Annotated in this window: 26 protein-coding genes; 11 read left to right on the top strand and 15 right to left on the bottom strand. The window is 35.9% G+C overall.

What is annotated here, in order from left to right; genetic code table 11:
• Positions 1-64 precede the first annotated feature (64 nt).
• Entirely contained in the window at positions 65-1549 is a 1485-nt protein-coding gene (locus MP478_RS00760) for a class A beta-lactamase-related serine hydrolase (protein WP_257199277.1), read from the bottom strand.
• Between the two features lie 87 nt (positions 1550-1636).
• Positions 1637-2200: a helix-turn-helix transcriptional regulator gene (locus MP478_RS00755; protein ID WP_257199276.1), complete on the bottom strand. Its 564-nt coding sequence runs from the start codon at positions 2198-2200 to the stop codon at positions 1637-1639.
• A gap of 216 nt (positions 2201-2416) precedes the next feature.
• Here MP478_RS00755 and MP478_RS00750 point away from each other — a divergent pair, with 216 nt between their 5' ends.
• The 3 genes from MP478_RS00750 (at position 2417) to MP478_RS00740 (ending at position 5425) form a co-directional block, all read left to right on the top strand.
• Positions 2417-3322: a type II CAAX endopeptidase family protein gene (locus MP478_RS00750; RefSeq protein ID WP_257190648.1), complete on the top strand. Its 906-nt coding sequence runs from the start codon at positions 2417-2419 to the stop codon at positions 3320-3322.
• 425 nt (positions 3323-3747) lie between these two features.
• Positions 3748-4620 carry an AraC family transcriptional regulator gene (locus tag MP478_RS00745; RefSeq protein WP_257199275.1) on the top strand — a complete coding sequence of 291 codons (873 nt, stop codon included), beginning with the start codon at positions 3748-3750 and terminating at the stop codon, positions 4618-4620.
• Positions 4621-4702: 82 nt separating this feature from the next.
• Entirely contained in the window at positions 4703-5425 is a 723-nt protein-coding gene (locus MP478_RS00740; RefSeq protein ID WP_257199274.1) for a siderophore-interacting protein, read from the top strand.
• Between the two features lie 76 nt (positions 5426-5501).
• On the opposite strand, the gene MP478_RS00735 is transcribed toward MP478_RS00740, so the two are convergent.
• The 5 genes from MP478_RS00735 to MP478_RS00715 all read right to left on the bottom strand — a co-directional run bounded on the left by MP478_RS00735 (position 5502) and on the right by MP478_RS00715 (position 10743).
• A complete protein-coding gene (locus MP478_RS00735) occupies positions 5502-6080 on the bottom strand; it encodes an NAD(P)H-dependent oxidoreductase (RefSeq protein WP_257199273.1) in 579 nt (192 codons plus the stop codon).
• The gene (locus MP478_RS00730; protein WP_257199272.1) at positions 6077-7102 is read right to left on the bottom strand and encodes a saccharopine dehydrogenase; all 1026 of its coding nucleotides are present in this window, start codon (positions 7100-7102) and stop codon (positions 6077-6079) included. The genes MP478_RS00735 and MP478_RS00730 overlap by 4 nt, the downstream gene beginning before the upstream one ends.
• 54 nt (positions 7103-7156) lie before the next feature.
• Positions 7157-7723 carry a Crp/Fnr family transcriptional regulator gene (locus MP478_RS00725; RefSeq protein WP_257199271.1) on the bottom strand — a complete coding sequence of 189 codons (567 nt, stop codon included), beginning with the start codon at positions 7721-7723 and terminating at the stop codon, positions 7157-7159.
• A gap of 408 nt (positions 7724-8131) precedes the next feature.
• Positions 8132-9901: an aminopeptidase P family protein gene (locus MP478_RS00720; RefSeq protein ID WP_257190655.1), complete on the bottom strand. Its 1770-nt coding sequence runs from the start codon at positions 9899-9901 to the stop codon at positions 8132-8134.
• Between the two features lie 281 nt (positions 9902-10182).
• Positions 10183-10743 carry an RNA polymerase sigma factor gene (locus tag MP478_RS00715; RefSeq protein ID WP_230034872.1) on the bottom strand — a complete coding sequence of 187 codons (561 nt, stop codon included), beginning with the start codon at positions 10741-10743 and terminating at the stop codon, positions 10183-10185.
• A 149-nt stretch (positions 10744-10892) separates the two neighbouring features.
• Between MP478_RS00715 and tyrS the strand changes: the two genes are divergently transcribed.
• Positions 10893-12188, top strand: a complete 1296-nt coding sequence (gene tyrS / locus MP478_RS00710; protein WP_257199270.1) for a tyrosine--tRNA ligase — start codon at positions 10893-10895, stop codon at positions 12186-12188.
• A 71-nt stretch (positions 12189-12259) separates the two neighbouring features.
• Here tyrS and MP478_RS00705 read toward each other — a convergent pair whose 3' ends face one another.
• Positions 12260-12679 carry a hypothetical protein gene (locus MP478_RS00705; protein WP_257199269.1) on the bottom strand — a complete coding sequence of 140 codons (420 nt, stop codon included), beginning with the start codon at positions 12677-12679 and terminating at the stop codon, positions 12260-12262.
• Between the two features lie 199 nt (positions 12680-12878).
• Between MP478_RS00705 and MP478_RS00700 the strand changes: the two genes are divergently transcribed.
• Together MP478_RS00700 and MP478_RS00695 are read left to right on the top strand one after the other, a co-directional pair.
• A complete protein-coding gene (locus tag MP478_RS00700; RefSeq protein ID WP_257199268.1) occupies positions 12879-14852 on the top strand; it encodes a sensor histidine kinase in 1974 nt (657 codons plus the stop codon).
• A complete protein-coding gene (locus MP478_RS00695; RefSeq protein WP_257199267.1) occupies positions 14842-15474 on the top strand; it encodes a response regulator transcription factor in 633 nt (210 codons plus the stop codon). Before MP478_RS00700 ends, MP478_RS00695 begins: the two co-directional genes overlap by 11 nt.
• Before the next feature lie 53 nt (positions 15475-15527).
• On the opposite strand, the gene MP478_RS00690 is transcribed toward MP478_RS00695, so the two are convergent.
• Positions 15528-15947 (bottom strand): hypothetical protein, encoded by a 420-nt coding sequence (locus MP478_RS00690; RefSeq protein WP_230034863.1) that lies wholly within the window; start codon positions 15945-15947, stop codon positions 15528-15530.
• 248 nt (positions 15948-16195) lie between these two features.
• On the opposite strand from MP478_RS00690, the gene MP478_RS00685 reads away from it, so the two are divergent.
• The 4 genes from MP478_RS00685 (at position 16196) to MP478_RS00670 (ending at position 20369) form a co-directional block, all read left to right on the top strand.
• Positions 16196-16840, top strand: a complete 645-nt coding sequence (locus MP478_RS00685) for an alpha/beta hydrolase (protein ID WP_230034861.1) — start codon at positions 16196-16198, stop codon at positions 16838-16840.
• Between the two features lie 114 nt (positions 16841-16954).
• Entirely contained in the window at positions 16955-18277 is a 1323-nt protein-coding gene (locus tag MP478_RS00680) for a PDZ domain-containing protein (RefSeq protein ID WP_230034859.1), read from the top strand.
• Between the two features lie 240 nt (positions 18278-18517).
• Positions 18518-19840, top strand: coding sequence for a PDZ domain-containing protein (locus MP478_RS00675; protein ID WP_257199266.1), 1323 nt, complete (start codon positions 18518-18520; stop codon positions 19838-19840).
• Position 19841: 1 nt separating this feature from the next.
• Positions 19842-20369, top strand: coding sequence for a hypothetical protein (locus MP478_RS00670; protein WP_230034854.1), 528 nt, complete (start codon positions 19842-19844; stop codon positions 20367-20369).
• Here MP478_RS00670 and MP478_RS00665 read toward each other — a convergent pair.
• Positions 20362-21399, bottom strand: coding sequence for a L,D-transpeptidase (locus MP478_RS00665; protein ID WP_230034949.1), 1038 nt, complete (start codon positions 21397-21399; stop codon positions 20362-20364). The two genes, MP478_RS00670 and MP478_RS00665, sit on opposite strands and share 8 nt — an antisense overlap.
• Positions 21400-21520: 121 nt before the next feature.
• Positions 21521-22279, bottom strand: a complete 759-nt coding sequence (locus MP478_RS00660; RefSeq protein WP_257190661.1) for a response regulator transcription factor — start codon at positions 22277-22279, stop codon at positions 21521-21523.
• A gap of 642 nt (positions 22280-22921) precedes the next feature.
• On the opposite strand from MP478_RS00660, the gene MP478_RS00655 reads away from it, so the two are divergent.
• On the top strand, positions 22922-23074 hold the full coding sequence (locus MP478_RS00655; protein ID WP_257190662.1) for a hypothetical protein: 153 nt from the start codon (positions 22922-22924) through the stop codon (positions 23072-23074).
• A gap of 336 nt (positions 23075-23410) precedes the next feature.
• Here MP478_RS00655 and MP478_RS00650 read toward each other — a convergent pair whose 3' ends face one another.
• From MP478_RS00650 to MP478_RS00635, 4 genes are all read right to left on the bottom strand, one after another.
• The gene (locus MP478_RS00650) at positions 23411-24217 is read right to left on the bottom strand and encodes an AraC family transcriptional regulator (protein ID WP_257199265.1); all 807 of its coding nucleotides are present in this window, start codon (positions 24215-24217) and stop codon (positions 23411-23413) included.
• A 209-nt stretch (positions 24218-24426) separates the two neighbouring features.
• The gene (locus MP478_RS00645) at positions 24427-24678 is read right to left on the bottom strand and encodes a hypothetical protein (protein ID WP_257199264.1); all 252 of its coding nucleotides are present in this window, start codon (positions 24676-24678) and stop codon (positions 24427-24429) included.
• Positions 24679-24932: 254 nt separating this feature from the next.
• On the bottom strand, positions 24933-25061 hold the full coding sequence (locus MP478_RS00640) for a hypothetical protein (RefSeq protein WP_257199263.1): 129 nt from the start codon (positions 25059-25061) through the stop codon (positions 24933-24935).
• A 19-nt stretch (positions 25062-25080) separates the two neighbouring features.
• Positions 25081-26013, bottom strand: coding sequence for an alpha/beta hydrolase (locus MP478_RS00635; protein WP_257199262.1), 933 nt, complete (start codon positions 26011-26013; stop codon positions 25081-25083).
• Positions 26014-26123: the final 110 nt, after the last annotated feature.

Raw genomic sequence — 26123 nt, 5'->3', positions numbered from 1 at the left:
ATTGAAACAACAAATCCCTGTTTTTAAAGTGAAAAGCAGGGATTTGTTGTTATGATCATTTACATTATTTATTTTCTATAGCTGCAATTTTCTTTCCTTCTTCTCCCAGATAATGAGCCATCAGCTTTTCATATACTTTATACCCATCATCTGCATTCGTAAATATCAGAATTCCTTTTCCAGATTTTGGAAGCACAAAGGCAATACAGCGTGTTCCAAGATCAGCTCCTCCATGGGATAAGGCATAATCACCATTTCCGAGGTCATAGATTTCAAAACCCAATCCAAAATATTTATGTTCTTTTGTTTTTACCTGATTTTTAGTCATTTCCTGAAAAACTTCCGGCTTTAGATTTTTACCTTTCATAACACTGACCATAAAATTGCCGTAATCCTGAATGGTAGTATGCAGGTCATCCGCCGCGTTGGCAGCTTTGTTTTTTTCCGTTGGATAAGGCTTTCCTTCTTTATTATATCCTACCGCAAATCTCAATTCTTCTGTATTAGGATCCCAAATATAATTGGTATCATTCATGGTAAGCGGCTGAAAAATCAGTTCCTTGGCAAGCTGGTCCAACGGTTTCCCAAACTTCTTTTCCAATGCTTTACGCAGGTATTCAAAACCTTCTCCGGAATATTGATATTGTGTTCCCGGCTCAAACTGAAAGCTCAGCTTTTTATCAGGATTCATCCATCTCCAGTTTGGGAAGCCTGTCTGATGGCTCAATATCATTCTGGTCGTCAGTTTGCTGTGTCTTGGATCGTTTATAATATCAGGATCTGCCCAGTACTGATCAAGAGGTTCATCCAGATTCCAATTCCCCAAACTGATCAGACGCAGTGCTACCATTGCTGTTACAGGCTTGGTAAGTGAGGCCACATTGAAACAGGTATTATAGGGTGCCGGAACTCCTTTTTTTATTTCTCCAAAAACTCTTATCTGTTTAAGTTCTCCTTCTTCAATGATTCCCAGCCCAAGTGCCGGGACTTTATTTTCTTTCAACCAGCTTTCAATCGCCTGGTCATCTTCAGGAATATCCTCCTGAATTGCTGATTTTGCATGATGATCAAAACTCAGGGATTTTACCAGTTTCCAGCTGCCATTTTCTACCATCCAGAAATTGGTGAACTTAGCCTCTCCGCTCAATTTCTCAGGTGTGCCTTTTTCTTTTTCATAAAACAGGTGGTTACCATTCTGAATAACGGCATATAGTTTTCCGTTCCGGTACATAGGATAGATTTCGGAACTCTTATCAATTAAAACTCTTTTTGCCTGGTGTATTTCCGGAGCCTTGCATAATCCGTTTTTAAAATCGATCATGAATTTCTTTTTATCAGACATACCGTCTTTGTCATGATAAAACTCCAGCCGGTCGCTCAAAATATTCTCCATTTGAGAAATATTACAGGTATTAAATCCTACTGAAAAAAGCAGACTGTCTCTGGACATAATGGTCTTGTACAAAGCGTCAGTTTTTTCTATTTGTGCTTGTGTATTGCTAAAGAAAAAGATGAAAAAAGGAAGTATAAAATGAGTATACTTTGTCATTGTTAATATTTTTGACAAAGATTAGATTTTAGTATGTTTCAGCACACAAAATGAACCCGACAAAAACCCGACAAAGCCCTGACAGTTTTATATCATACTGAAATTCAATCTGAAATACAATTCTTTATTCCGGTCAATTTCTGCTGCGTTACGGAGAATAATAAATACATTAGACAGTACAATCAGGATCATGAGGATCAGGGTAAACGGGCGTCCGAGCTTTAGAAAGATCCCTAACATAAATACAATAGGAGCCATTGCCGTCCACAACATCTGAACCGAAATGATCTGCCTTGCAAAACTGTTTTTCTGCTTCATTGTAAACATCAGCAACAGAGGAACCAAAATATTAAGGGGTGGCAGCACAACAAATAAAAGTGAAGAGAGATTGATCATTTTGATCAGAGAATAGTTTATTTCCGGTGATTCTTCAATACTCTCTGTGATTTCTTCATCAGTACTTACTGTGACAGCATTCTGCAATAGGCTTTCTTCTATATCCAAGGTTTGTGCCAGCGCTCTGAGTGTATGTCCTTTAGGCTCTGTACCCGCTTCTATCCGCTGGATCGTCCGTACAGAAATTTTTGACTTCTCTGATAATTCTTCCTGGGTCAGGTTTTTCTGCTCTCTTACGGCTTTTAATTTGGACATAGTATGATTATTCTATAAAGAGATGTTCATTATTTTTCGCAGGCTAATTTACATATTTTTCAGTAGTAAAAGCTGAAGTACTATAACAGGAAAGTAATTCCTATAAAAATTGGCCATCGTATTATAAATAAATGTAATTTTAATAAAAATATTTATCACATCTTATTGATAATCAATAAAACATTATTTAATATAACCCGAAACACCAATCTGTTTATGGAAAACACTTCAGCCTCTCCATTGGATATCAGGAAAAATATCGCCACTTATCTGGGGCTCACCCTGCTGTTTTGCCTGCCTGTTTATTATATGTGTATTGTTACCGGAAAATTAGGAGGCGGAGCTATATCTTATGCAACCATTGTTATGTGGTGCCCTGCAATTGCAGCCCTGCTGACCTGTCGCATCAGAAAAATCCCTATTGCTTCCCTGGGCTGGAAATGGGGTCTCACCAAATATCAGCTGATAGCGTATTGTATTCCCCTGCTTTACTCACTTATCCCCTACCTTATCATCTGGATAAGTGGTGCCGGAGGTTTTTATAATCATGAGTTTGTGGCTGAAACAGGAAAAGGGATGGGCTGGAACCTTCCTGATGGAGTAACCATTATCCTGTATATCCTCCTGATGAGCAGTTTTGGAATGGTACGTTCTGTTGGTTCTGCCCTGGGTGAAGAAATTGGCTGGAGGGGACTTCTTACGCCACAACTGGCGAAAATAAACTCCTATACAGCAACTTCCTTATGGATGGGAGTGATCTGGTCACTTTATCATTATCCTCTTCTTCTTTTTTCCAATTACAACACGGGCGGACCCAAATGGCTTGCATTAACCTGCTTTACAGTTATGATATTTGCATGCTGTTTTATCTTCACCTGGCTGCGCTTAAAATCCGGAAGCCTTTGGACAGCGGCTATTTTACATGCCAGCCATAATCTTTTTATCCAGGCTATTTTCACACCTCTTACGGTAGACAAAGGACATACCAATTATTATATCGATGAGTTTGGTATTGCTCTTCCCATCGCTACAGCTATCGTAGCATACTTCTTCTGGAGAAAACGAAAGGAGTTACCGGAACAGAAAATTGAAGATTCCAATCTCCTTACCGCCAATCCATAATTAGCATAAAAAACAGAGTGCTATATGATTATAACGCTCTGTTCTTTTTTAAAATTTATTATTCTTTATAGATAAGCCTGTTTAAACTAATTAAAAATTGAGTCACAAAAGCTGAGTGAAATGCTATAAACACTTTAGTTTATTTTAAGTTTAAACGGATTGAAAATAAAAGTACACGTAGCACCCATTTTCAGCATCTGCCCCATAAAGGAACGGCGATAAAAGCTGGAAAGCACCACGATTTCAGTTTCTGTTTTTCGCTGTAGCAAGGCAGACATTACATCCTATCAACAGTAAATGGAGTTCGTGGAGTAGAATAATTTTCTGCAGTTTAGCTCATGTGATTAATTGCTAAACTTTTTACAGTAATAATTTCTATATGATAAGAAAGATATATTGTAGCTTTGTGTATCCACTTTCTAAAGATGAAGCATACCATTCCTACCTATGATTTAAGCGATATTTCTGAGCACCATTTTCTTATTAAAAGAATGGATAAACATTATCTCCATTCGGAAAATCTTCTTTTTGATAAAGGAATCCACCGTGACAGCCATTATATTTTCACCTGTATGGAAAGCGGCCATGTAAAAATGATGGTTGATTTTAAAATTATAGAATCTCAGGATACATCCATTTTTTGTATGCTACCTAATCAGGTACATCAGGGACTCTTAATGAAAGATGTAAACGGTTGGTTTGTAGCCGTAAAGGCAGATTGGGTTCCGGATACCGTACGGGCTGTTTTTGAAGAATCTCTGGAAGAAGTGAAACCCATTATAATTGATAAAAACTGGATAGAAAAAATAAATGCATCTGCTGCTATGCTTGAGGCTTCTTTTACTGAAGAAACATTTACCTCTAAAGAAGGGCTTTTGATTATTCAATCTTTATTGAATGCTTTTGTGGGCATGTTTGCTTTTATATATTCCCGTGAAACAGCCTCTGAAGCATCCGGTGAAAACCGTTCTTTACAGCTGGCAAGAGCTTTCAGAATTAGGGTAAGGGAAAATTTTAAAACCACGAAAAGTCCATCAGAATATGCTGAGCTTTTGAATATTTCAAGAGGATATCTCACTGAAGTTATCCGGGAAGTGACCGGAAAGCCCGCACAATATTGGATCCATCAGGAAATTATCATAGAAGCAAAAAGATTATTAGCTTTCACCCATCTTACGGTAAAGGAAATTGCCTATGAGTTGGGATATAATGATCATACCTATTTTAGCCGTTTATTTTCAAAACTGGCAGGCCAGCCTCCGTCAGAATTTCGGGATAAAAATAAAAACGGAAAGTAACCCACGAATAATCCATCTAATTCCCTGAAACAGCTATCGCTATATTTTAATTTTACAGCTTCCTTTGCTATAAAAATTATTTATGCCAAGCTTACCAAAATGGATCAATGATACTGTAGAAAATGTATGGTCTTCAAAGTTTAAAGGCTGTACTGTTATCGATAAAAAGAAAGTTACTGATGAGCTTCACTGTATACGCTTTGCCACAGATTTGCAGGATGTTCATTACGAACCGGCCTATGCCATAGGAATAAGGGTAAACGACAGGGATTTCCGTAACTACTCACCTTTTAATTTCAACAGAGAGGCCGGTACATTTGACATTCTCTTTCATATTCATGATACAGCAGCTGTGGGAAGTAATTTCATAAGTAAACTTTCAACAGGAGATTCAATAAAAATTTTAATCCCCAGAGGAAAACGCTTTTTTGATCCCGATGCGATAATGCATTTCTCAATTGGTGATGAAACATCCCTGGGAAGTTCTCTTGCCATTAAGGAAGCTGCAGAAGAAAATAACCTTTTATTTGGCTGCCTCCATGAACTGGCAGATCCTTCAGCGCTGAAAACCCTGAGTTTATATGGTTACCATGCTCCAAAGAATAATATCATGGTCATTATTGAATCCTTAACTGATTTTTTAAGGGAAGAAAAAAAGGCTATCTATAATGATAATGTTATTTTCTATTTAACAGGAAACGGGAATACAATGACACTCATCAGAAAATTCCTAAAATCAAAAGGAGTACATCCAAGATGCATCAGGTCACAGGCATATTGGATAGAAGGAAAGAAAGGATTATAAGTCCTGCTCAAAATTTTATCTGACAATTAGAGTCTATAATTGTCAGATAAAATTAAAATATTGGAACAGCACGGTTCTATTTCAGCCTTTTCCCGAGAGCTCTTACCTTTTTCAGCCATTGGTGCCGTTGTTCTTCCCTGGATCCCCTGATTACTCCAACATAAGTCACCTTTACCGGCTTCACACCACAGAATTCCAGAGTAGACCTTTTAAGCTGGTTAACGCTGGGCCTACCGAAAAACAAACGGTAATACCAGCCCGGCTGATCTATGGTTGTAATAATATGTCCTGTTTTTCCTTTCAGAAACCGATCCCACCATACAGAGTTTTCCCTATATTTAAAAGCCATTCCGGGTAAGAAAAGCCGATCTATAAAGCCTTTTGTTATGGCGGGAAGGCCACCCCACCAAACAGGATGTATCCATACCAGATGATCTGCCCATTGGATGGTTTCCCAGGCTTTAAGTAAATCCGGCTCCAGCTCCATTCTTTTTTGATATCCGAATTGCAGGTTAGGATTAAAATGGAGATCGGCAATTGTAATATCCTGTATTTCTGCCCCTGATTCTTTTGCTCCGCTTCTGTACGCTTCAGCAATTCCAAAATTGAACGAATCTTTATTCGGGTGCCCGTTGATAATGGCTATTTTTTTCATTGCGTTACGTTTATAGTAATGGTTTCATAGGCATTAAGCTGAGCTAATAATGATAAGGGTTCATGCAGCTGATGTCCAAAATAAACCTTATTTTCATGAGGATTCCTCAAGAGTTCTTCCGTATGCAGAACCGCTGATAAGGCAGTCAGTTCGGCTTGTCCTTTTGTACTCTGCAAGCTTAATTTCCTGTACTTTCCCTTGTATTTTACCACAATTTCAAAAACAGACTGGTCTCCATTTCCACTGGATCCAAAGATCATCTTTCTTTCTTTTAAAGATAAGATACTGAAAATTCTCAGGTACTGAAAAGAACCAAGCAGCCAGGTAATAAATTTTGAATTGTAAGTCATTTTTACACTGACATCAGGAACTCTTTCTACCCGGTTTAAAATATAAAGATCCGGAACATCAAAATTATAAGCACTCCGCTTTCCTATTCCAAAAGAAAAATCAAAAACCTCAGTATTTAAAAAATGTCTGATAGAAACAGGTTTATCATTTTTATAGTGGCTGAAAGGAACCGCTACATTTTCTGCCATAAAATGAGCAGAGCTTTCTCCGGCCAGGTCCTTAACAGAGTAATAGACAAAAAGTTTGATCTCCCGGATATCTTCCGTGCCATCTGAAAGTGTATTTGCCAATCCCGGGACAATTCCTCCCATCCATCCTGAACTGAATACAATCCTGCTATTGACTTTACTACTCTTTGCCACATCATATGCTTTTACCAGATCAGGAGTAGGTTTGGTGATATCTAAATAATCAATACTATTGTCAATGGCAAACCGTAGAACCTGATCCGTTTTATCATTCACAGAAAGAATGATAAGGTTAATTTTTTTCTCAGAAATAACTTTAAAAGAACCAGAATCTGTGACATCAATCTTTAAATCTTTATCAGTTTTTCCTCCTTTACGTCCTCCAATAAAAATGTTGAAATGAGGATTTCTTTTTTCTAAAATACGGGCAATTGTCTTGCCTACCAATCCGGTTCCACCGATAATCAGAATATTATGCTCCATCTATTTTTTTTTACAAAATTATAGAGCTTCCGAATCAATAACCAGGACAAATGTCTAAAAAGAAATCTCCTTTCGGATACGGCTTAAATGCCGTTGGGTAATGCCAAGATAAGAAGCAAGGAACTGCAGCGGAATATTCTGGATATAGTCCGGTTGGTTTTTAAGTAAATCAGCATACCGCTGGGCAGCATTATTACGTTGTAGCTGAAAGAATCTTCTTTCAAGCTCCATATATTCCTGCTCGGCTATTGCTTTTAAAAATAATGTCCAATTGGAATTGTTACGAACCAGTTCTTCTATTTTATCTTTTCTCAAAATAAGCAGATCAGCATTGGAAATAGCCTGCATGGTTTCCATACTTGGAGTTCCTGAAATAAATGAGGAATAGGAAGCCATCAGGTCATTGGGAAACCTGAAACAATAAGTGGTATCTTTTCCCTGATCAGAAATATAATACGAACGGAAAATTCCGGATTCTATGAATGCTATTTCTTTACATGGATCACCCTCCTGTACAAAACAGTCGTTCTTTTCTACTTTTCTTGTTTCAAAAAGATGTAATACCTCTTCAATTTCACTTTCTGAAAATATATTAAACATTCGAAAATAATCCTGTATCATAGTTTTTAAATTATTGCCACTCCCACTTGAATACAGCGAAAATAAATAAAAACAGGATGAAAATAAAATTACCGGACTACAAACTATAAAGAAAAATAAAATGAACTCCCATTATGAATCGTCATATTTTACAAAAAAGTAAAACCATCCCAGGATGGAATGATTTTACTACCGTTTAAAAACTGATTGAGTTATGTATATGAAGATATGATGTTTGTGTTGATGCAAATATAGGCAGCTCTTCATTGCCTTCTATCAGGGGAATCACTAAAGTTTTATCCGTAAAAATACGGTTGTATAAAAGAAAAAAGCCCTGTAACAAAATTACAGGACTTTAAATGTATCTAACAATTATTCTGTTAACGCTAAATGCTGTGCTGAAGGCTATCCCTTATCAACACAAAATTTCTAAAGAGGGCTCACCAACTGCAGGAACCATTCTTTAACTTCTCCTTCTAAATAAGGAGCAATCTTTTCTTCACAAGTTTTATGATAACCATTTAACCATGCAATTTCACTTTCTGAAAGAATTTCTTTCACTATGGTATCTTTAAAGAATGGGCAGAATGTCAGTGTTTCAAATTCATAGAAAGTCCCGTGAATTGTTGTTTCTGCTTCTTTTACGGCAATCAGATTCTCATGGCGAATCCCGTATTCTCCTTCAAGATAATATCCAGGTTCGTTGGAACATACCATTCCCGGAAGAAGATCCTGTGGATTCAGATCTTTTCTGATACTTTGCGGTCCTTCATGAACATTCATAAAACTTCCCACACCGTGTCCTGTTCCGTGGTTGTAGTCTTTACCATCCATCCATAACGGAAGTCTGGCAATAGCATCAAGGTGTACACCTTTAGTTCCTTTCGGGAATTTTACCATGGATAAACGGATCAGCCCCTGTAATACTAATGTTGAATTTCTCTTGAAATCTTCGGAAACAGTTCCCAAAGCAAAAGTTCTTGTAATATCTGTAGTGCCTTCAAGATACTGTCCTCCTGAATCTACCAGGATACTTGCATCATTAGTCACTTCTTTGCTTCCTTCTTTCTTTGCAGAATAGTGAATGATAGCACCATTACCTTTATACCCTATAATGGAACCGAAGCTTTCGCCCACAAAATTCTCTCCTTCTGCACGGAAGCCTCTCAGTTTTTCACCGATAGAATATTCGTTCATGGCTTCTTTTCCTGCATTATGGGTCAGCCAGTAAAGGAATTTCACCATAGCGACTCCATCTCTCGCCATTACTTTTCTGAAACCTTCCAGCTCAGTTTCATTTTTTTGAGCCTTCATCAGATTTCCGGGAACGGGAGCTTTGATAAACTGGTTATCTGCTTTTAAAATTTCAAAAATCTGTTGGTTTGTGTTTGGAGAAACCAGTATTTTTTCATTTTTGAATGCTTTCAGATAATTATATAACTCTTCATAAGGCATCATTTTCACGAAAGAGTCATCCATTTGCTTTCTGGCAGCAACCTCCATTTTATCAAGGTCTGTGAATAAAACTGCATCATTTTTAGTGATCACAACATATCCTAAAAATACAGGATTACTCTGTACATCACTTCCTCTAAGGTTTAAAGTCCATGCTACATCATCCAAACTTGAAATAATGTGAACAGTTGCATCCTGATCCTCCATTTTCTGACGGATAGCAGAAATTTTATCCGCTACAGACTGACCTGCTCTTTCTACAGGATGTACAAAGATTGGATTTTTTGATGGCGTACCTCTTTCTTTCCAAACTTCTTTTAAAAGAGGAATATCAGCCAGTACAATATTTTTTGAATTAAATTTTTGAGAAAGTAGTTCCCAGTTAGCATGAGAAGCTGCTAAAGCATTGACAGCCACTTTACCTCCTGCAGGAATTTCCGAAATAATCCAATCCATATAATGGGGAGTTCCTTCTATTCCGTCTTTAAAAAGTTCGATTCCCGAGCCTTCCAGTTCATCCACAGCTTGTGTAAAATATCTTCCGTCTGTCCACAGTCCCGCTTTATCTTTGGTTACTACCACAAAACCGGCAGAACCAAGAAATCCTGACAACCAGGCTCTCTCCTGCCATTCTTCGGGCAGATACTCGCTCATATGGGGATCTGCAGAATATACTATAAATGCATCAACATTATTTTTCTGCATTTCTTCACGAAGCGCAGCAACTTTTTCCTTTGAAGTCATTCTTTTCATTTTTAAAACACCGAAAGTTACGAAAAAATAGAACCCGAAGGATCAATTCCACCGTCTATTTTCCGTAATAATCTGTTATTATTACTTAATTTCCCAATAAACAGCCATTACATATTGAATCTTATAATATACCATAAGCCTTTTCAATGAATTAAGTCTTCTGGAGGAGTTTCTCACTATATTTTATCACAATAAACCCACTCCGAGTTCAGGAATGGGTAATTTATAATTGAAATATTTAATTTACTTATTCTTAAAAAGACAGATAGCGTTTAGTTGTCGTCAAACTCATTATTTTTAAGCAGCTCGGCCAATACTTTCTTGGCACGCATCACCCTCACTTTGGTATTGGCAACAGAAATGCCAAGTTCTTCCGCAATTTCTTTGATGCTTTTCTCTTCAAAGAATCTCAGCTTGATAATATCCTGGTAGTTGGCATCTAAAGATTCTATAGTCTTAATAATCTTTTTCTGCTCTTCATTGGAAATCATCAGTTCTTCAGGAGATTTCGCATATTGATTTTTAACCTCATCAAGGTTTTCAACGGCATCCTCATTTTCACGGCTTCTTTTTCTCCAAAAGTCAATGACCGTATTCTGTGCTATGGTAAGCACCCAGGTTTTAAACTGGAAATGAGGATCAAACATATCCAGCTTCGACAAGACTTTGGAAAAGACGTTCACGGTAATTTCGTCAGCATCATTTTCATCTTTTACTTTTTTCATCACAAAAGAGAAAACATCCACCCAAAAAACATTAATGAGTTTAGTCTGAGCCTTTTGGTCCTTGTCCTTGGCTTTTTGAATGAGCAGAAATAGCTGTTCGTCGTTCATTACTAACAAATATAGCATATTTGGATGAAAATTCAAAGAGAGAGGAAAACTGAATTGGTAAATATATCAATCAGCAAATTTCCCCTTTTGCCCCTTCATACTTCTGAATTTACTATCTTTGCCCCGTAAAATTTTTAAAGAAAAAATCAATGAATTCCTTTATAGAAGAACTTAAATGGCGTGGTCTTTATGCCGATATGATGCCCGGAACCGATGAACAACTGAATAAAGAGGTAACTACTGCATATATTGGTTTTGATCCGACAGCTGACTCTTTACATATCGGAAGTCTTATCCAGATAAAAATTCTTGCTCACTTCCAACAGCATGGGCACAAACCTATTGCTCTTGTAGGAGGCGCCACAGGTATGATTGGAGATCCATCAGGAAAATCTGCAGAAAGAAATCTTTTAGATGAAGAGACACTTTTACATTATGTTGACTGTTTAAAGAACCAGCTTTCAAGGTTTTTAAATTTTGATGGAAACGAACCTAATAAAGCAGAATTAGTCAACAACTATGATTGGATGAAGAATATTTCGTTCCTTGATTTTGCTAAAAATATCGGAAAGAATATCACGGTCAACTATATGATGGCTAAAGATTCTGTAAAGAAAAGATTTTCAGGAGAAGCAGGTGCAGATGGAATGAGCTTTACTGAGTTTACGTATCAGCTGATCCAGGGATATGATTTCCTTCACCTGTACCAAAACAATAATGTAAAACTTCAGATGGGAGGTTCTGACCAGTGGGGAAATATCACTACAGGAACAGAACTGATCCGTAGAAAGGCGCAGGGTGAAGCATTTGCATTAACCGTTCCTTTGATTACAAAAGCTGACGGTTCTAAATTCGGAAAATCTGAAAGCGGAGAAAACTATTGGCTGGATAAAAAGAAAACTTCACCTTACAAATTCTATCAGTTCTGGTTGAATGCTACGGATACGGATGCTGAAAGATTCATTAAATTCTACACATTCTTAGGAAAAGAAGAAATTGAAACTTTAATTGAAGAACACAAAACAGCTCCTCATGAGAGAAAACTTCAGAAGAGACTTGCTGAAGAAGTTACTATTTGGGTACACGGAAAAGAAGAATATGAAAAGGCATTAAAAGCTTCGGAAATTCTTTTTGGACGTTCTACCGCTGAGGATCTTGTAAGCCTTGATGAAGAAATTTTCCTTGAGGTTTTTGACGGTGTTCCACAAAAAGAAGTTGCTAAGGCAGAGGTATTGGGAATCAACATCATTGATCTTCTTTCTGAAAAATCAGGGTTCTTAAAATCTAAGAGTGAAGCACAGAGAGAAATAAAAGGAAATTCTATTTCTGTAAACAAACAAAAAGTAAATGATACTTTTGCAGCTAGCGAAAGCGACCTTATTGACGGTAAATTCCTGTTACTTCAAAAAGGTAAAAAAAGCTACTTTATTGTAAAAGTAATTTAATGCTGAATATACTATTAAAACGGCGCTGAGATAAAATCTCAGCGCCGTTTTTCGTTCGAAAATAATTGATTTTAAAATGTGTAGCTTGCAGAAGCCGATAAATATTGGCCGCTGGAAGTACCTTCTTTTTTTAATTCTCCGTCTACCCAGATTTGAACTTTCAACGTTGAAGAAGCATCTGCCCCAATGGCATTTACTGCAACATTGGCATTATAAGTTCCTGCTTCTGAGGTTACTTCAGGGCTTGTCCAGGTTGTACCGCTAAGACTTGAAGCCGTTGTAGGATTACCATCTATTCCGTATACCGCTACATTAATGTCAGCTCCTGTAGAAGCAATCGCTTTAAAAACCACTTTATGGCTTTTCCCGCTTCCAGGAACATTATCATCGTCGTCATCTTTACTGCAAGATGAAACAAAACCGATGAACATGGTTGCCAATAATACCACGAATGTACCTCTCAACAGTTGACTCATTCTCATTTTTTTCATAATCTTTTTGTTTAAATTTTAGTTACTATATTTAATATTCTATGATCAGTGATTTGATAACTGCAAAGCTATTAGAGTCGCTAAACTTTATCAATCCTGAAAAATGAGTAATTTTTTCTACCTAAATTCAGGTATTTTTTTTGCTGAAATTTTTAATTAAATTGAGCATTTTTAAAATATTATACAGAATTGCTCCATCATGAAGAGATTACTTATCCTATTAAGCTTATTCCTGTCTTTCGGTTTACGGTCACAGCAAATTATTTCTCTTCATGAACAACCTTATTTAGACAGTCTGCAAAACATTACAAAAACTCAGACTTCCCATATTCCAAAAGCCGATGCTTACTTTCTGCTGTCCAATTATTACAGGAATATTGATTCTCTTCTGAGCAGAAAGTACCTGGAAAACGGGAAAACACTCATCAAAAACAATCCTTTGCTTTCAGCAAAATATGATTTTTATAAAGCGCAATATTACCTGGACCGTAATAAGGGAAAAGCAGCTCTTTTTTATCAGCAGGCCATTAAAGGATTATCGAAGTTCAGGACTGAAGAAACGGATCTCCTTCAATCTTCAGCATGGTACAGCTATGGAGTAGCACAAAAAGATAAGAAGGGCTACCCTTTCCTGCTTAAGATTATCCTTGAAAAAAGCATTCCGCTGGCTAAAAAATATGAAAACAGCCAAAGTCTCGGCTTTCTATATACACAACTTGCCGTCGTTCTCATGTATAATGCCGAATTAAAAAAAGCTGAAAATTATAATAATAAAGCGTTAGAAATTCTTGAAAAAAATTATCCGAATTCTTCAGAACTATTTTTCACCTATCTCAATGCTGCCAACAATTTCTGCTACCAGATTAATGGAGATGAAGCAAAGAAATGTTTGGATAAAGCCGAAAAGCTGATCAGCCCTTATCCGGAATCCTCCGTCAATGCATTTTATTATTACAGCAAAACACTGTATTGCATTACCAAGCAAAAAAATACTGAAGCACTGCCTGTGATTGAAAAAGGCATTTTTTATGCGAAAAAATTCAATCAGAATCTGCTGGCACAAATGTTCTATTTCAACAAATATGATATTCTAAGAAAATTAAAGAAATACAATGAGGCTAAAAATGTACTGGAAGGTATTTTAACAGAAAAATCACTTGCTCTTGACCTTAATAACCGAAAGACTATTTATAAGCAGCTCTCCATACTCAGTGAAGAAATGGGAAATGCGAAGGAAGCGCTGGTATGGGAACAAAGATATTCCGGGCTTAGTGATAGTTTGAATACCGAAAATACAAAGCTTGAGATTAATAAGATTGAATCAAAATTTAATACGGCTGAAAAAGAAAGAAAAATAGCCACGTTAAACGCTGAAAAAAAACAAAAAGAATTAGAAGTAAATAAGAAAAATTCCTACTTATGGGGATTGAGTCTCATCCTGGCATTAGCGTTAAGTCTTTTAATTTTCTTTTTTATCTTATTCAGAAAAAACAAAAAAATATCTGAGCAAAAGATCAACGATATTAAACAAAAGGAAGAACTATCACTCACCAAAGCCATTCTGGATGGTGAAGAAAGAGAGAGGGAACGTATTGCAAGAGATCTTCATGATGGTTTGGGCGGCATGCTTGCCGGCGTTAAAATTAATTTCTCCACGTGGTCATCCGGCCATTTAGATGCTGAAAAAGATCAGGAGTTTTATAGAATTCTGGGACAATTAGATAGCTCTGTGAGTGAACTCCGCCATGTGGCAAGAAACCTAATGCCGGAATCCTTACTTAATTTTGGGTTGGAAACCGCGTTACAGGATCTTTGTGAGTTTTATATCAGGAAAGACCTCGAAATTGATTTCCAGGCTATTGGTATTGAAAAAAATCTGCCAGTAACGATTCAGCTTAATATTTACCGTATTGTTCAGGAACTATTGGCTAATGCCATTAAACATGCTGAAGCCAGTAATATTTTGCTGCAATGTTCACAATCGGGGAAGAGCTTTTTGATCACTATTGAGGATAATGGAAAAGGATTTGAAAAAGATATAGAAAAGACCAGTAAAAGTATGGGACTCCTGAATCTAAAAAACAGGGTCAATTATCTGAGAGGGAAAATGGAGGTAAGTTCAGATATTCAAGGGACAACGATAAACATAGAACTCAATATTGATGGAGAATAAAAAAATAAATATTGTCATTGTAGATGATCATCCTATCGTTATTGAAGGATTGAAAATGATGCTGAACAATCAACTGCATTTTACAGTTTCAGAAAGTTTTACTTCCGGTTCGGAAATTATTGATTTTATAAGATCTCATAAAGTTGATATTATCCTTTTAGACATTACGCTGCCTGATGCTAATGGGACGGAGCTCTGCAGGGTAATCAAAAAAATATCCCCCGATACTTCAGTCATTATGTTCAGTAACCGTTCTGAGAGAAGCATCATTATGCAATCCCTTCAAAACGGTGCCAGTGGTTATATTCTTAAAAATACTTCGATTGATGAATTGGTGGTTTGTATACAGGGAGCCCACTCAGGAAATATTGTTTTCTGTAATGAAACCAGACAGATTATCAGTAAACCTTCTCAACATGACCATCCTATACCCAGACTTACCAAAAGAGAGAAACAGATCCTGCAGATGGTAGCAGAAGGAAAAACAAGCATGATGATTGCCGATGAACTGTTTCTGAGTCCTCTTACTGTAGATACCCACCGTAAAAATCTATTACAGAAATTTCAGGCAAAAAATTCTACCGAACTTATCAATATTGCTGTACAGCAGAATATGATCTGAAAATAAAAAACCGCTTTAAAAGCGGTTTTAAATGATATATTAAATATTTTTATTTACAATTCTAAGAAGCTGTAATCAATAGAAGCTACTAAAACTCCTTTTCCTTTCTTTTTGCTGGTTCTTACAATTTCACCGTCTATCCAAAGATTGATGGTCAATTCTGAATCCACTTCGGGAAGTAACGCATTGGCATCCAGATTCAATTGTGCCTGGCTGGAATTTACGAAAAACTCTTCGCTTTTCCATGAGGTTCCTACTGGATCAAAAATATCGGTTTTATTAGTACCCACCTGTGTTACAATAGTTTTAAGTACTCCTCCGGTAGTTGTTTTCACTTCGAACTGAACCACATGATCCTGAAATTCATCATCGTCATCTTTTTTACAAGAACTTACAACGGTAATCACAGAAAATAATAAAACGAATAAAAAAGAAAGTCTAAGTAAACTTTTTGATTTGTAAAATTGCTTCATTTCTTCAAATAGATTTTTTAATGTTTCAAATATAAGTTTTTTATTAATATAAAAATAACTTTTATGAAAAATTTCCAATAAAAAATTGTAAATAATATCAAATCAATAAAAACTAAAATAAATCTGTAAAACGTAATAATACAGCACAACCAGCTAATCATTACACATACAATATATTCTTTGATAAGTTGCCCAAACGAATTATAAAAGGTAGGATTACAATGTGATTTATTAATTATATTTGCTGTATGAATTTAGATTATCTAGTAAGAGAACCAGAGAATATTACAGCCAGTACTCCTATTCTTTTTATGCTCCACGGATATGGCAGCAATGAACAGGATCTTTTCAGTTTCAGAGAAACATTACCTGCTGATTGGCTTATCATAAGTTTCAGAGCACCCAGAGATACCCAATTTGAAGGGTATTCATGGTTTGATATTGACTTCAACAACCCAGAAAATTTCATTGATGTGGACCAGGCCAAAGAATCATTGGATGGTGCATTGGAAAGTATATTAAAAATTATCAATCATTATGGTCTTACAGAAAGTAAGGTTCATTTGTGTGGTTTCAGCCAGGGAGGAATATTATGTTATGCCCTGGCGTTGAAGCACCCTGAATTATTTAATAATATTGCCTGTCTCAGTTCATATCCGGAAGAGAAACTGTTAGATGGTATTGTAAAAGATAAGAAGAAACTTGAAAAATTACGTTTTTTCATATCACATGGAACAGATGATGCGGTCATTCCGTTAGAATGGGGAAGAAAAGCTGCCGACCTGTTGTATGATCTAAGCTGTTATTTTACTTTCAGGGAGTATATGAGCGGACACGGTGTCAATCAAAAAAATTATATGGACCTGATGGATTTTTATTCAAAAAACGCATAATCTTATTTGAAATAATTTCAAGATAAACACTACATTATTGTAGTTTATATAAACATTCCTGCTTTTGGAATGTTTTTTCATTCACAATCAAGATAATTTCGCTAAATTCAGTAAATGAAATTCAAGCTTCTTTTACTGGGTGTATTGTTTAGCATTTTTATAAATGCCCAGGACTCATTTGAGCTGATCAACACCAAAAAAGCTGTTATCCCTTTTAAGTTTATCAATAACCTTATCTTCATTCCTATCACCATTAATGGAGCAGAATTAACCTTTCTGGTGGATACGGGTGTAGCGGAAACACTGCTTTTCAGCCTGGAAAACAAAGAGGTTAAGCTCGAAAACGTTGAAAAAATAAAATTTTCAGGTCTCGGAGGAAGCCTAAGCATTGATGGATTCAAATCTGAGCGTAACACAGCCCGCATTGGTGATGCAGTCATCAATACCTCGATGTCTCTTTATATTATTCTTGATGAAGAGTTTAATATTTCATCTCATGTAGGAATTCCCGTAAATGGAGTCATTGGATATCATTTTTTTAAAAATCATCCTATCTCTATAGATTACCAGGCAAAGAAAATTACCATCTATGAAAATGCAGACCTGCTAAAAAAGAAAATAAGAAAATATGATGAATTCCCTATCACGATTGAAAAAGATAAACCTTATGTTTATGCTGATGTAGAGATGACCAATGAAAAGAATAGTTCAAAACTTTTGATTGACCTTGGAAACAGCGATGCGATATGGCTCTTCCCTACTCTTATCAAAAATTTTGTATATAACAGACCTAATATTGAAGATTTTCTGGGCCGCGGATTCAATGGAGATATCTATGGTAAAAGAAGCAGGATACATAATTTTTATCTTGGAGACTTTCGGTTTGAAAAACCACTGACTGCTATGCCGGATGAATTTTCTATCCAGCATGTTAATTTAGTGGATAATAGAAAAGGTTCTGTGGGTTCGGAAATTATGCGTCGGTTTAGTATTGTTTTTGATTATGCCAACAAAAAATTATTTTTAAAGAAAAACCGAAATTTCAATGATCCTTTTCATTTTAATATGAGCGGACTGGATTTCAGACAGGATGGGTTAGAATGGGGACATGAAAGAGTACAAATTGAAACTCATTCATCCACTACCAGTACAAATTCGGTTTATAAAGGGGATTCTTTTCAATATAAATTTACTCTGAAGCCTCTCTTTTCAATTTCAGGAGTAAGAAAAGATTCCCCAGCCGATAAAGCGGGTCTCAAAAAAGATGATAAAGTAATCAGCATCAACAGAAATAAAGCTTCCGACATGACCCTGGAGGCCATCATAGAGCTTATGAAATCATCTGAAGGGCAAAGTATCACCATTGTTGTTCAGAGAAAGAATGAAACCCTAACCTTAAGTTTCACTTTAGAAGATCCAATACCTTATCAAGATTAATATATAAAAACCGGGGAAGCACCTCTCACCAAAGAAAAATATGCGGGTATAAGGATGAGTTTCCGGAAATACCAGCAAAGCAGGTAAATCATACCATTCTTTTTCTCTTTTCCATTCTCAGGATGACTTTCTTTATGATGCATTATGTAGAAAACAAATAAAAAGCACCGAATCCCTGTAAATATTCATCATTTGGAATGTTTTTATTTACAATTAAGATAATTTCGTTAAATTCAGTAAATGAAATTAAAATTTATTTTATTATTTCTTTTCTTTGGCATTTTAGGTAATGCACAGAATTCTTTTGAATTAATCAACGCTAAAAAAGCGGTTATTCCTTTTAAACTTATCAATAATCTGATCTTTATTCCTATTAATATCAATGGGGCAGAGCTTACTTTTTTAGTAGATACGGGAGTGTCTGAAACCATGCTTTTCAGTCTGGAAAACAAGGAAATAAAGCTTGAAAACGTTGAAAAAATAAAGTTTTCAGGCCTGGGCGGAAGTTTAAGCCTTGATGGATTCAAGTCTGAACGCAATACTGCCAGAATAGGTGATGCTATTATCAATACCTCTATGTCTCTTTATATTGTTACCAATGAAGAATTCAACATTTCACCCCATGTAGGGATCCCTGTAAACGGAGTGATTGGGTACCATTTTTTCAAAAACCATCCGGTTTCAATAGATTATCTGGCTAAGAAGCTAACGGTATATGAAGATACTGACCTGTTTAAAAAGAAAATCAAAAAATTTGAAGAACTTCCGATTACCATAGAAAAAGATAAACCCTATCTCTATACTGATATAGAGATGACCAATGAAAAGAAAAGTTCAAAATTATTAATTGACCTCGGAAACAGCGATGCCATATGGCTATTCCCTTCTCTCATTAAAAACTTTGTTTATAACAGACCCAATATTGATGATTTCCTGGGGCGTGGCTTTAATGGAGATATCTATGGTAAGAGAAGCAGAATTCATAATTTTTATATTGGAAAATTTCAGTTTGAAAAACCATTGACTGCAATGCCCGATGAGTTTTCTGTCCAGCATGTGAATCTTGTAAAAGACCGGAAAGGATCTATAGGTGGAGAAATTATGCGTCGTTTTACCATTTTTTTTGATTATAATAATAAAAAGTTATACCTTAAAAAAAATAGAAATTTTGATGATCCTTTTCATTTTAATATGAGCGGACTTGATTTCAAGCAAGACGGTATGCAATGGGCTGAAGAAAGAGTAAAAATTGAACCCAAACCTTTTGCCGGTTCTATGAATGAAACCTATAAAGCAGAATCGTTTCAGTATAATTTCAGTTTAAAACCTCTTTTTTCAATTGCAGGGGTCAGAAAAGACTCTCCCGCCTATAAGGCAGGTTTAAAAACAGATGACAGACTTATCAGCATCAACGGTAAAAATGCATCAAATATGACATTACAAAAAATTATTGAATTAATGAAATCTTCTGAAGGCCGTGATATTACCATTGTTGTTCAAAGAAAAAATGAAACATTAAAAATAAGTTTCACTTTAGAAGATCCAATACCTTATCAAGATTAATATGAAAACAGAAGAAACTACTTTAGACAGGATAAGAACCCGGCCGAGATTTAAAATGTTTACGCATCTTACCAAAGAAGAATATGCGGAAAATTTAAAAACATACCTTGCCGGACATAAGGATGAATTTTCCGGAAACATTAACAAAGAGGTTGCTACCATCTGTGTAGAAACAGAATATGACAATTATTGGAAACCACGCCTTTCTTTGCGGGTAGAAATGGAAGATGACCATACGGTAATCCGTGGAGTATTTGGTCCCAGCTCAGCAGTCTGGACATTTTTCATGTTTCTTTATTTCTCTTTTTCCATTCTGTGGATGACTTTCTTTACAATGTATTATGTAGAAAAGCAAATAAAAAGCGCCGAATACCCGTGGGCACTGAGCGCTTCTTTTGTTATGTTATTTTTTATTCTGCTTACCTATGCTGCAGCAAGATTCGGGCAGCATAAAGGAAAAGAAGAGATGCTTAAACTGAGAAGATTCGCTGAAGAATCTACGTTACAGTTTGAAAAAAAGATTAATTAGATTCGGGTTCTACAGGACTTTCATTATCAACCGGAGTCGCCATTGCTTTAGCCGCTTTGATAGAATCTGCTACTTTTTCTCTGTTGCTTTGTTCTTTCAGCATTTTGGGCACATCCGGTTCCAATAATTTGGTCAGCTCTTCTACAGAAATATTATTGGCATTGGGATCGTCCAGTAGTTTCTTCCAAGGTCTTCTTCCTCCCCAATTATAGTCACCAAATACCATTACTGCCGTTCCTTTGGCTTTTGTGGTAGCACCTCCCGGATTCAATATCCAGGTATCTGCATAAGAATACAACCATTGGGCATCTTTTCTCAATAACCGTAAGCATGAGTGTGATGCAGGATATCCCGGAAGCGTATATTCATGCCATCCAATTCCTCCAATATTATGGATATTAAAATTGTAAGGAAGTTTCCATTCAGTGCTGACAGTAGAAATAGAGAGTTTCTTTTTCCAATTGGCAAAAGTAAGTCCTCTTGTTGTCTGCGCTGCTTTTTTCCCCATACTTGTAGGGCCCCATTTCACCAGACTTCCGTTAGAATAGACAGCATAAGCCTGTATAGGGTATGAAAAGATGACAAATTTCTTTACACCACTTAATACATCAAGCTGCATAGGAAAAGGTGAATAAGCCATTAGGGTGGTATCTATTTTTGCAGGAACCACTAAGGTATCTGCATTCCACTTACTTTTAGAATCCAATCTGTTTAAGGCTAAAATAGCGGTACGTTCTTTTTCGTTGTATTTTTTGCTGAATTCCGCATAGAGGGAATCCCTCATTTTTTTATCTTTTGGAATAACGAAAGCATTGTAGAATCCATTTTCCTGCATCACCGGTGGTACAGATTCTTTCTTAACTACCGGTACGGAATCTTTCTTGATGGAATCAGTCTCCGCGTCAGGATTTCCCGATACGGAAGAAACTGTATCTTTAAAAGTATCACTTATTTTTTCTACTTCTTTTTTACAGGAAACAAGAAATACTGCGCATAAGAATGCGTATAGAAATAATTTTTTCACAGACATGTTCTTCATAAATAAATTAGGTCACTTAGTTTGGCTACCCAGTACAAATATCAGACCTAAAATCGAATCAAAAAAGACATTATAGAAAATACCGTAAAAAAACGGTAATAAAGTATATTTTTTACAACAATTTATTGGTTTTAGCATAAGTTAACGCTTCCGCAATATTATTTACCCCAATTTTTTCAAAAAGCTTTTTCCGGTGAAATTTCACGGTATCGGCCGTAATAAAAAGTTTTTCAGAGATCTCATTAATCGTCAAACCACTTGCATATAGACTTAAAATATCATATTCCCTGGAGGAGAGTTTTATTTTTTCGGTTTTTTCCCAGATATCTGTTATATAATCATACTTCCATAGGGTATCCGATCCTTCTTTGCTAAGGACAACATTTCCGGAAGAGCTGCTGTTAGAGAGTGAAACGATACATAAAGCTTTCCACACCTGCCCTTCTTCTGTAAGAAACATCGGGGTAAGTTTATGATTGACAAGAATAAGGTTCTTTTTACCGTTGATAAGATAAAAGTCGTAAGAGATGGAATACAGTTTCCTTTCCTCTACAGGAATGGTTTCATAGAAATCAAATCCGGCTTTATTGATCTTAATCAGCATCTCTACATCTTCAGGTTTTACATTCTGAAAATAAAAAGCATAGCCCAGCTCCTTTACTTCCTCAGAGCTTTTTCCACACAGGAAAAGAGGATTTTCAGAAACATATTCAAATGCTTTCGTTTGATAATTAATAACGTATAGACTCTGATAAGTAGTTCTTGCCAGTGCTTTTACGGCCTCCAGATAATCTCCGGACTGGCTGAAGTCGATATCCGCATCTTTACCGACTTCATTTTTATCATTAAAAAATCTATTAATATCTTCCATAGGTTTAAATACAAATCTACACACTACACAAAGGAGTAGTTTTAGCTTTGGTACCACAAATCTACACAAAAGTGTAGCAGTTTTCAAAATACTGTGATTTACTTTTGCGAAAAGATTTTCATGATTGTACCATTTTAGAAGATCGATACAAGATGGGTTTGAAGATAGCTTTAAAGAAGCTATCAAAAAACTCCTTTACTGTTATCAATAACCATGATATAAAGAAGCTGCCAAAACAATTCGGTCATCGTAAAAAGTAGATTTCAACAATGAAGTTTTTATCGTAATCGCCTCGGATAATGGAGGATTATTCAGACTGAAAATATTAAAACAACGGCCGAATTAGAGCAGCCTTCAAAAATCCGTTTTAAAGCAACATTGCAAGCTGAGCTTATGAAAAGCTCCAGACTGATCGAAGCTCCGTGTCATTGATATTTCTCTATTACAGTCTTGCCGGGTAATGATTTTTTTTGAATTGGATTGAAGAAACCGGAAATTCCGGGATATACTTTTATATTTTTATAATACAATTACCTGAATAAAGAATTAAATCTATAATAATAAAGTAACCATAGGGCCAGCCAGGGTAGATTAATAATCAGAAAAACCATAATCTCTTGCCCATCAATTTTCCCATCTAAAATGAAAAAAAATGAAGAAGCTGAAGCAATAACGGGAAGTAAAAACCAACACAAAGCTATTTGTATTTTTCCCTGGAATTGTTTTAAAAAAGAAAATAAGCTGCTCAAGGAAGTTAAGCTCAGGAAAAACAGCCAAAAGATGATAAAGCCATAGGCGAGACCACTCATATCACAATTCCTAGGTTCTTTTATGATTTCTCTGGTAATACCTAAAAACACGATTAGAAAAACAACGGAAATAAACGTAGCAAAAAACCATGTTTTAAGTATAGACAACAGAATAAATTTTCTTTTTGACATCAAAGAGCTATATTTTTTACTAAAATAACATAAACTATGGAATGTACAAAATGTACAGTTTATTGAATAACGTACGTTCGGTTAAGAAAGCAAAGGGTTTAGAGCTGGAGGCTGAAAGTCTTGATTGAAATGAATAATAATATTAAAAAATGGAATCCTTTAACCATTCCTTTGTGTAGGTTAGCAAAGTTCATTTTAATTCTGTAGGGGTCACTCCATATTTTTGTTTAAAAGAAAAGTAAAAGTGCGATAGGTTTTCAAAACCGAGATCTAAAAAAATATCTGTGGGTTTTTGATTTTCCTTTGTAATTAATCGGTGAGCTTCCGTAAGCCGTTGTCCCTGTAGCCATTGTCGGGGTGATTGTCCAAATGTTTTTTTAAAATCGCGTTTAAAAGAAGCTAAGCTTCGTCCTGTTAGCTTAGCAAACTGTTCAATGGGAACATTGGATTTATAATTTTGCAACATGAATTTTTCAATATCAATTTTGTGCAGTTTGCTGAAATCGAACAGGAATTTTTTAAAATCGGGATTGTACTGTAACAGTAATTCAATGGCTTCATTAATTTTTATGTCGGAAAGCGAATGTGTTTTTTTTATCGTACTGTCTTCATAAGGGAGTAACGACTTAAAATAACCTTGTATGAAAGGATTTTTTTTGATAATTATTGTGCTTTCACCTATATATCTTTCCTGTTCGGGAATTCTATGGAGTGATGCATATTTACGCAATACATCCTCGTTTAAAAAAATGGCAACTGCTTTGTATTCGCCGTTGCTTCCAGGTATTTTAACAGCCCTGAACAATTGGTTTTTACGAACCAAAATTATACTGCCCTCTTTGAATACTAAGTTTTTACCGGTTATTTGCATGTGTGTTTCGCCCGAAAGATGAATAGCTAAAAAATGTTCAGGCAAAATTTGCTCATCCGACCTGTATTTTTCACAAGCACAGGAAAATAGCAGGTTGTCAAATATGTCATTTTTATTTTCTCCCATTTTACTATTTGACCATTCAATTCACTTCATTTTCAAAGATAACAGCACAGAGAATACGAATGGTAATCATTCCAACAAAAAAAGATAGTCATCATGTACCTGCACGGATAGTTACCGATTTTGCGTGCTCAACTGGAGATAACTGGTCGAAATTTAAACCTGTTATGTCATACATCGTCTTTTCTGATAAAGCTATCCCAGTTTTTTTGTCAATACCGAGGTTGTTGCACAGTCGTTCCATCATAATACCTATCGATGCAGGCTGCAATCCAACCCAATGCCTTAATATGGCTGAATTCTTCGGGATGCCTGCTGAAGGCTGCAAAGGTAGAATTGCATCCATAGCATATGCTATAAAGCGCAGTTTTCATCTGAGCAGTATCTTTTCTTGATTTGGCGTAGCGTACATAGCCAATAAACATCCATGTGTTCATACACTCCACTACCCCCGCAACCATCATGAGCGGATTCGCTTTCGCCATGATTGCGTAAATCGTAAGCCAAAATATTATACCCTGCATCATGTAGTGTTTTATACTGTGCTACCTGATTGACTTCAAAACCGACAATATCATTCGGGATTTTGTATCCGGGATAGCCATAGCGGTTTGCATCAAGAAAATGATTTACGATAAGGAGTTTATCGGATTCAGTGGGTATAAACAACCTTTTAATTCTATTCCATCCATTGCTGGAAAGCTAACTTCTTCATATGCTAACCCATACTCAGCCGGATTTCTGGCAATTTCAGTACGAATTGGCTTGGCAAAAAATTCGTAAAAGTAATAAGGGTTTGCTGTTGCTCAGCCGTTAATTCGCTAATGTTGTTTTCTTTGTTTTCCATCTTTATTGTTTTGTGAAAATCAATTTAAGTATTTTTTAAAAAATTCGGTAGCCTTAGTTGTTACATCATTTACGAGTTCCGGTTTATCATAATAATTAAATTGTGTTTCTGTTCCCCAAACCAATTCTTTTTCACCTTTTAGCTTGCTGTAAAAATTTTTAGATGCATTTGGAAGTACACAATTGTCTGAATGAAAAACAATGGCAGGGATATTTATATTTTCCGCTTTACTCATTGGGTCAAATTGAAACAAAGGTTCGAGACTTATAATTGCATATTCATTTTTAAATTCTTTTATATTACCCCTTTTTTCGTTTTCATAATAATCCACTTCATTATAATAAAAAGCATTTTTATCTGTACTACTATATCCCGTAGCCGTTTTAGCTTCTCCTGTTTGTTCATAATCTTGTTTGGCTTGTTGAATGAATTGGATTAAGGCATTCATTTCTTCTTCATTACTTCCTCTTGCTTCTCCAAGTTCGGAAGGTCCACCCACCATTCCTGCTACAATGGCAATCGCATTTAATCTATCATCGGTTGCAGCCAAATGAGCAACATTGCCGCCTGAAGCACATACGCCAAGAGCATTTACCTTATTGACATATGGTAAAGAAATCAGAAAGGTGACAGCCGCTTCAAGGTCATTTCTTTTGATTTCGGGGTTTTCATATTGGCGGGGTTGTCCCTCACTTTCCCCATAAGTACGATAATCAAATGCCAACGCAACAAATCCATTTTCTGCCATTTTCCGGGCATAGCCTCCCGACATTTGCTCCTTAATTGAAAAAGCAGACCCCTGCGTAATGATTGAAGGGTATTGTTTTGTATCGTCGAAATTTGCCGGCTTATATAAATTACCACATAATTTTACTCCTTCTGCATTGAAGTAAACTTTTTCTTTTGAAATTGAATTTTCCATTTGTATTTTTTTTATTGCTGTAAAGTTCAAGACAAAGTCAGAAATATTATTTGCTGTATGGCTCAAATAACACTTGCTGTATAGCTCATCTTTTTGCGTTATCTAAGTTTTGTTCTGTATGGGAATTGAATCTTTTGGAC

The sequence above is a fragment of the Chryseobacterium sp. WG14 genome (assembly GCF_024586945.1).
GTDB lineage: Bacteria > Bacteroidota > Bacteroidia > Flavobacteriales > Weeksellaceae > Chryseobacterium.
The sequence above is the reverse complement of the archived record's forward strand: the minus strand, read 5'-3'. Positions and strand labels throughout refer to the sequence as shown.

Coding starts and splice junctions, on each gene's coding strand:
- MP478_RS00760 (WP_257199277.1), bottom strand. CDS start 1,549: ATGACAAAGTATACTCATTTTATACTTCCTTTTTTCATCTTTTTCTTT.
- MP478_RS00755 (WP_257199276.1), bottom strand. CDS start 2,200: ATGTCCAAATTAAAAGCCGTAAGAGAGCAGAAAAACCTGACCCAGGAA.
- MP478_RS00750 (WP_257190648.1), top strand. CDS start 2,417: ATGGAAAACACTTCAGCCTCTCCATTGGATATCAGGAAAAATATCGCC.
- MP478_RS00745 (WP_257199275.1), top strand. CDS start 3,748: ATGAAGCATACCATTCCTACCTATGATTTAAGCGATATTTCTGAGCAC.
- MP478_RS00740 (WP_257199274.1), top strand. CDS start 4,703: ATGCCAAGCTTACCAAAATGGATCAATGATACTGTAGAAAATGTATGG.
- MP478_RS00735 (WP_257199273.1), bottom strand. CDS start 6,080: ATGAAAAAAATAGCCATTATCAACGGGCACCCGAATAAAGATTCGTTC.
- MP478_RS00730 (WP_257199272.1), bottom strand. CDS start 7,102: ATGGAGCATAATATTCTGATTATCGGTGGAACCGGATTGGTAGGCAAG.
- MP478_RS00725 (WP_257199271.1), bottom strand. CDS start 7,723: ATGATACAGGATTATTTTCGAATGTTTAATATATTTTCAGAAAGTGAA.
- MP478_RS00720 (WP_257190655.1), bottom strand. CDS start 9,901: ATGACTTCAAAGGAAAAAGTTGCTGCGCTTCGTGAAGAAATGCAGAAA.
- MP478_RS00715 (WP_230034872.1), bottom strand. CDS start 10,743: ATGAACGACGAACAGCTATTTCTGCTCATTCAAAAAGCCAAGGACAAG.
- tyrS (WP_257199270.1), top strand. CDS start 10,893: ATGAATTCCTTTATAGAAGAACTTAAATGGCGTGGTCTTTATGCCGAT.
- MP478_RS00705 (WP_257199269.1), bottom strand. CDS start 12,679: ATGAAAAAAATGAGAATGAGTCAACTGTTGAGAGGTACATTCGTGGTA.
- MP478_RS00700 (WP_257199268.1), top strand. CDS start 12,879: ATGAAGAGATTACTTATCCTATTAAGCTTATTCCTGTCTTTCGGTTTA.
- MP478_RS00695 (WP_257199267.1), top strand. CDS start 14,842: ATGGAGAATAAAAAAATAAATATTGTCATTGTAGATGATCATCCTATC.
- MP478_RS00690 (WP_230034863.1), bottom strand. CDS start 15,947: ATGAAGCAATTTTACAAATCAAAAAGTTTACTTAGACTTTCTTTTTTA.
- MP478_RS00685 (WP_230034861.1), top strand. CDS start 16,196: ATGAATTTAGATTATCTAGTAAGAGAACCAGAGAATATTACAGCCAGT.
- MP478_RS00680 (WP_230034859.1), top strand. CDS start 16,955: ATGAAATTCAAGCTTCTTTTACTGGGTGTATTGTTTAGCATTTTTATA.
- MP478_RS00675 (WP_257199266.1), top strand. CDS start 18,518: ATGAAATTAAAATTTATTTTATTATTTCTTTTCTTTGGCATTTTAGGT.
- MP478_RS00670 (WP_230034854.1), top strand. CDS start 19,842: ATGAAAACAGAAGAAACTACTTTAGACAGGATAAGAACCCGGCCGAGA.
- MP478_RS00665 (WP_230034949.1), bottom strand. CDS start 21,399: ATGTCTGTGAAAAAATTATTTCTATACGCATTCTTATGCGCAGTATTT.
- MP478_RS00660 (WP_257190661.1), bottom strand. CDS start 22,279: ATGGAAGATATTAATAGATTTTTTAATGATAAAAATGAAGTCGGTAAA.
- MP478_RS00655 (WP_257190662.1), top strand. CDS start 22,922: ATGAAAAAAAATGAAGAAGCTGAAGCAATAACGGGAAGTAAAAACCAA.
- MP478_RS00650 (WP_257199265.1), bottom strand. CDS start 24,217: ATGGGAGAAAATAAAAATGACATATTTGACAACCTGCTATTTTCCTGT.
- MP478_RS00645 (WP_257199264.1), bottom strand. CDS start 24,678: ATGATGGTTGCGGGGGTAGTGGAGTGTATGAACACATGGATGTTTATT.
- MP478_RS00640 (WP_257199263.1), bottom strand. CDS start 25,061: ATGGAAAACAAAGAAAACAACATTAGCGAATTAACGGCTGAGCAACAG.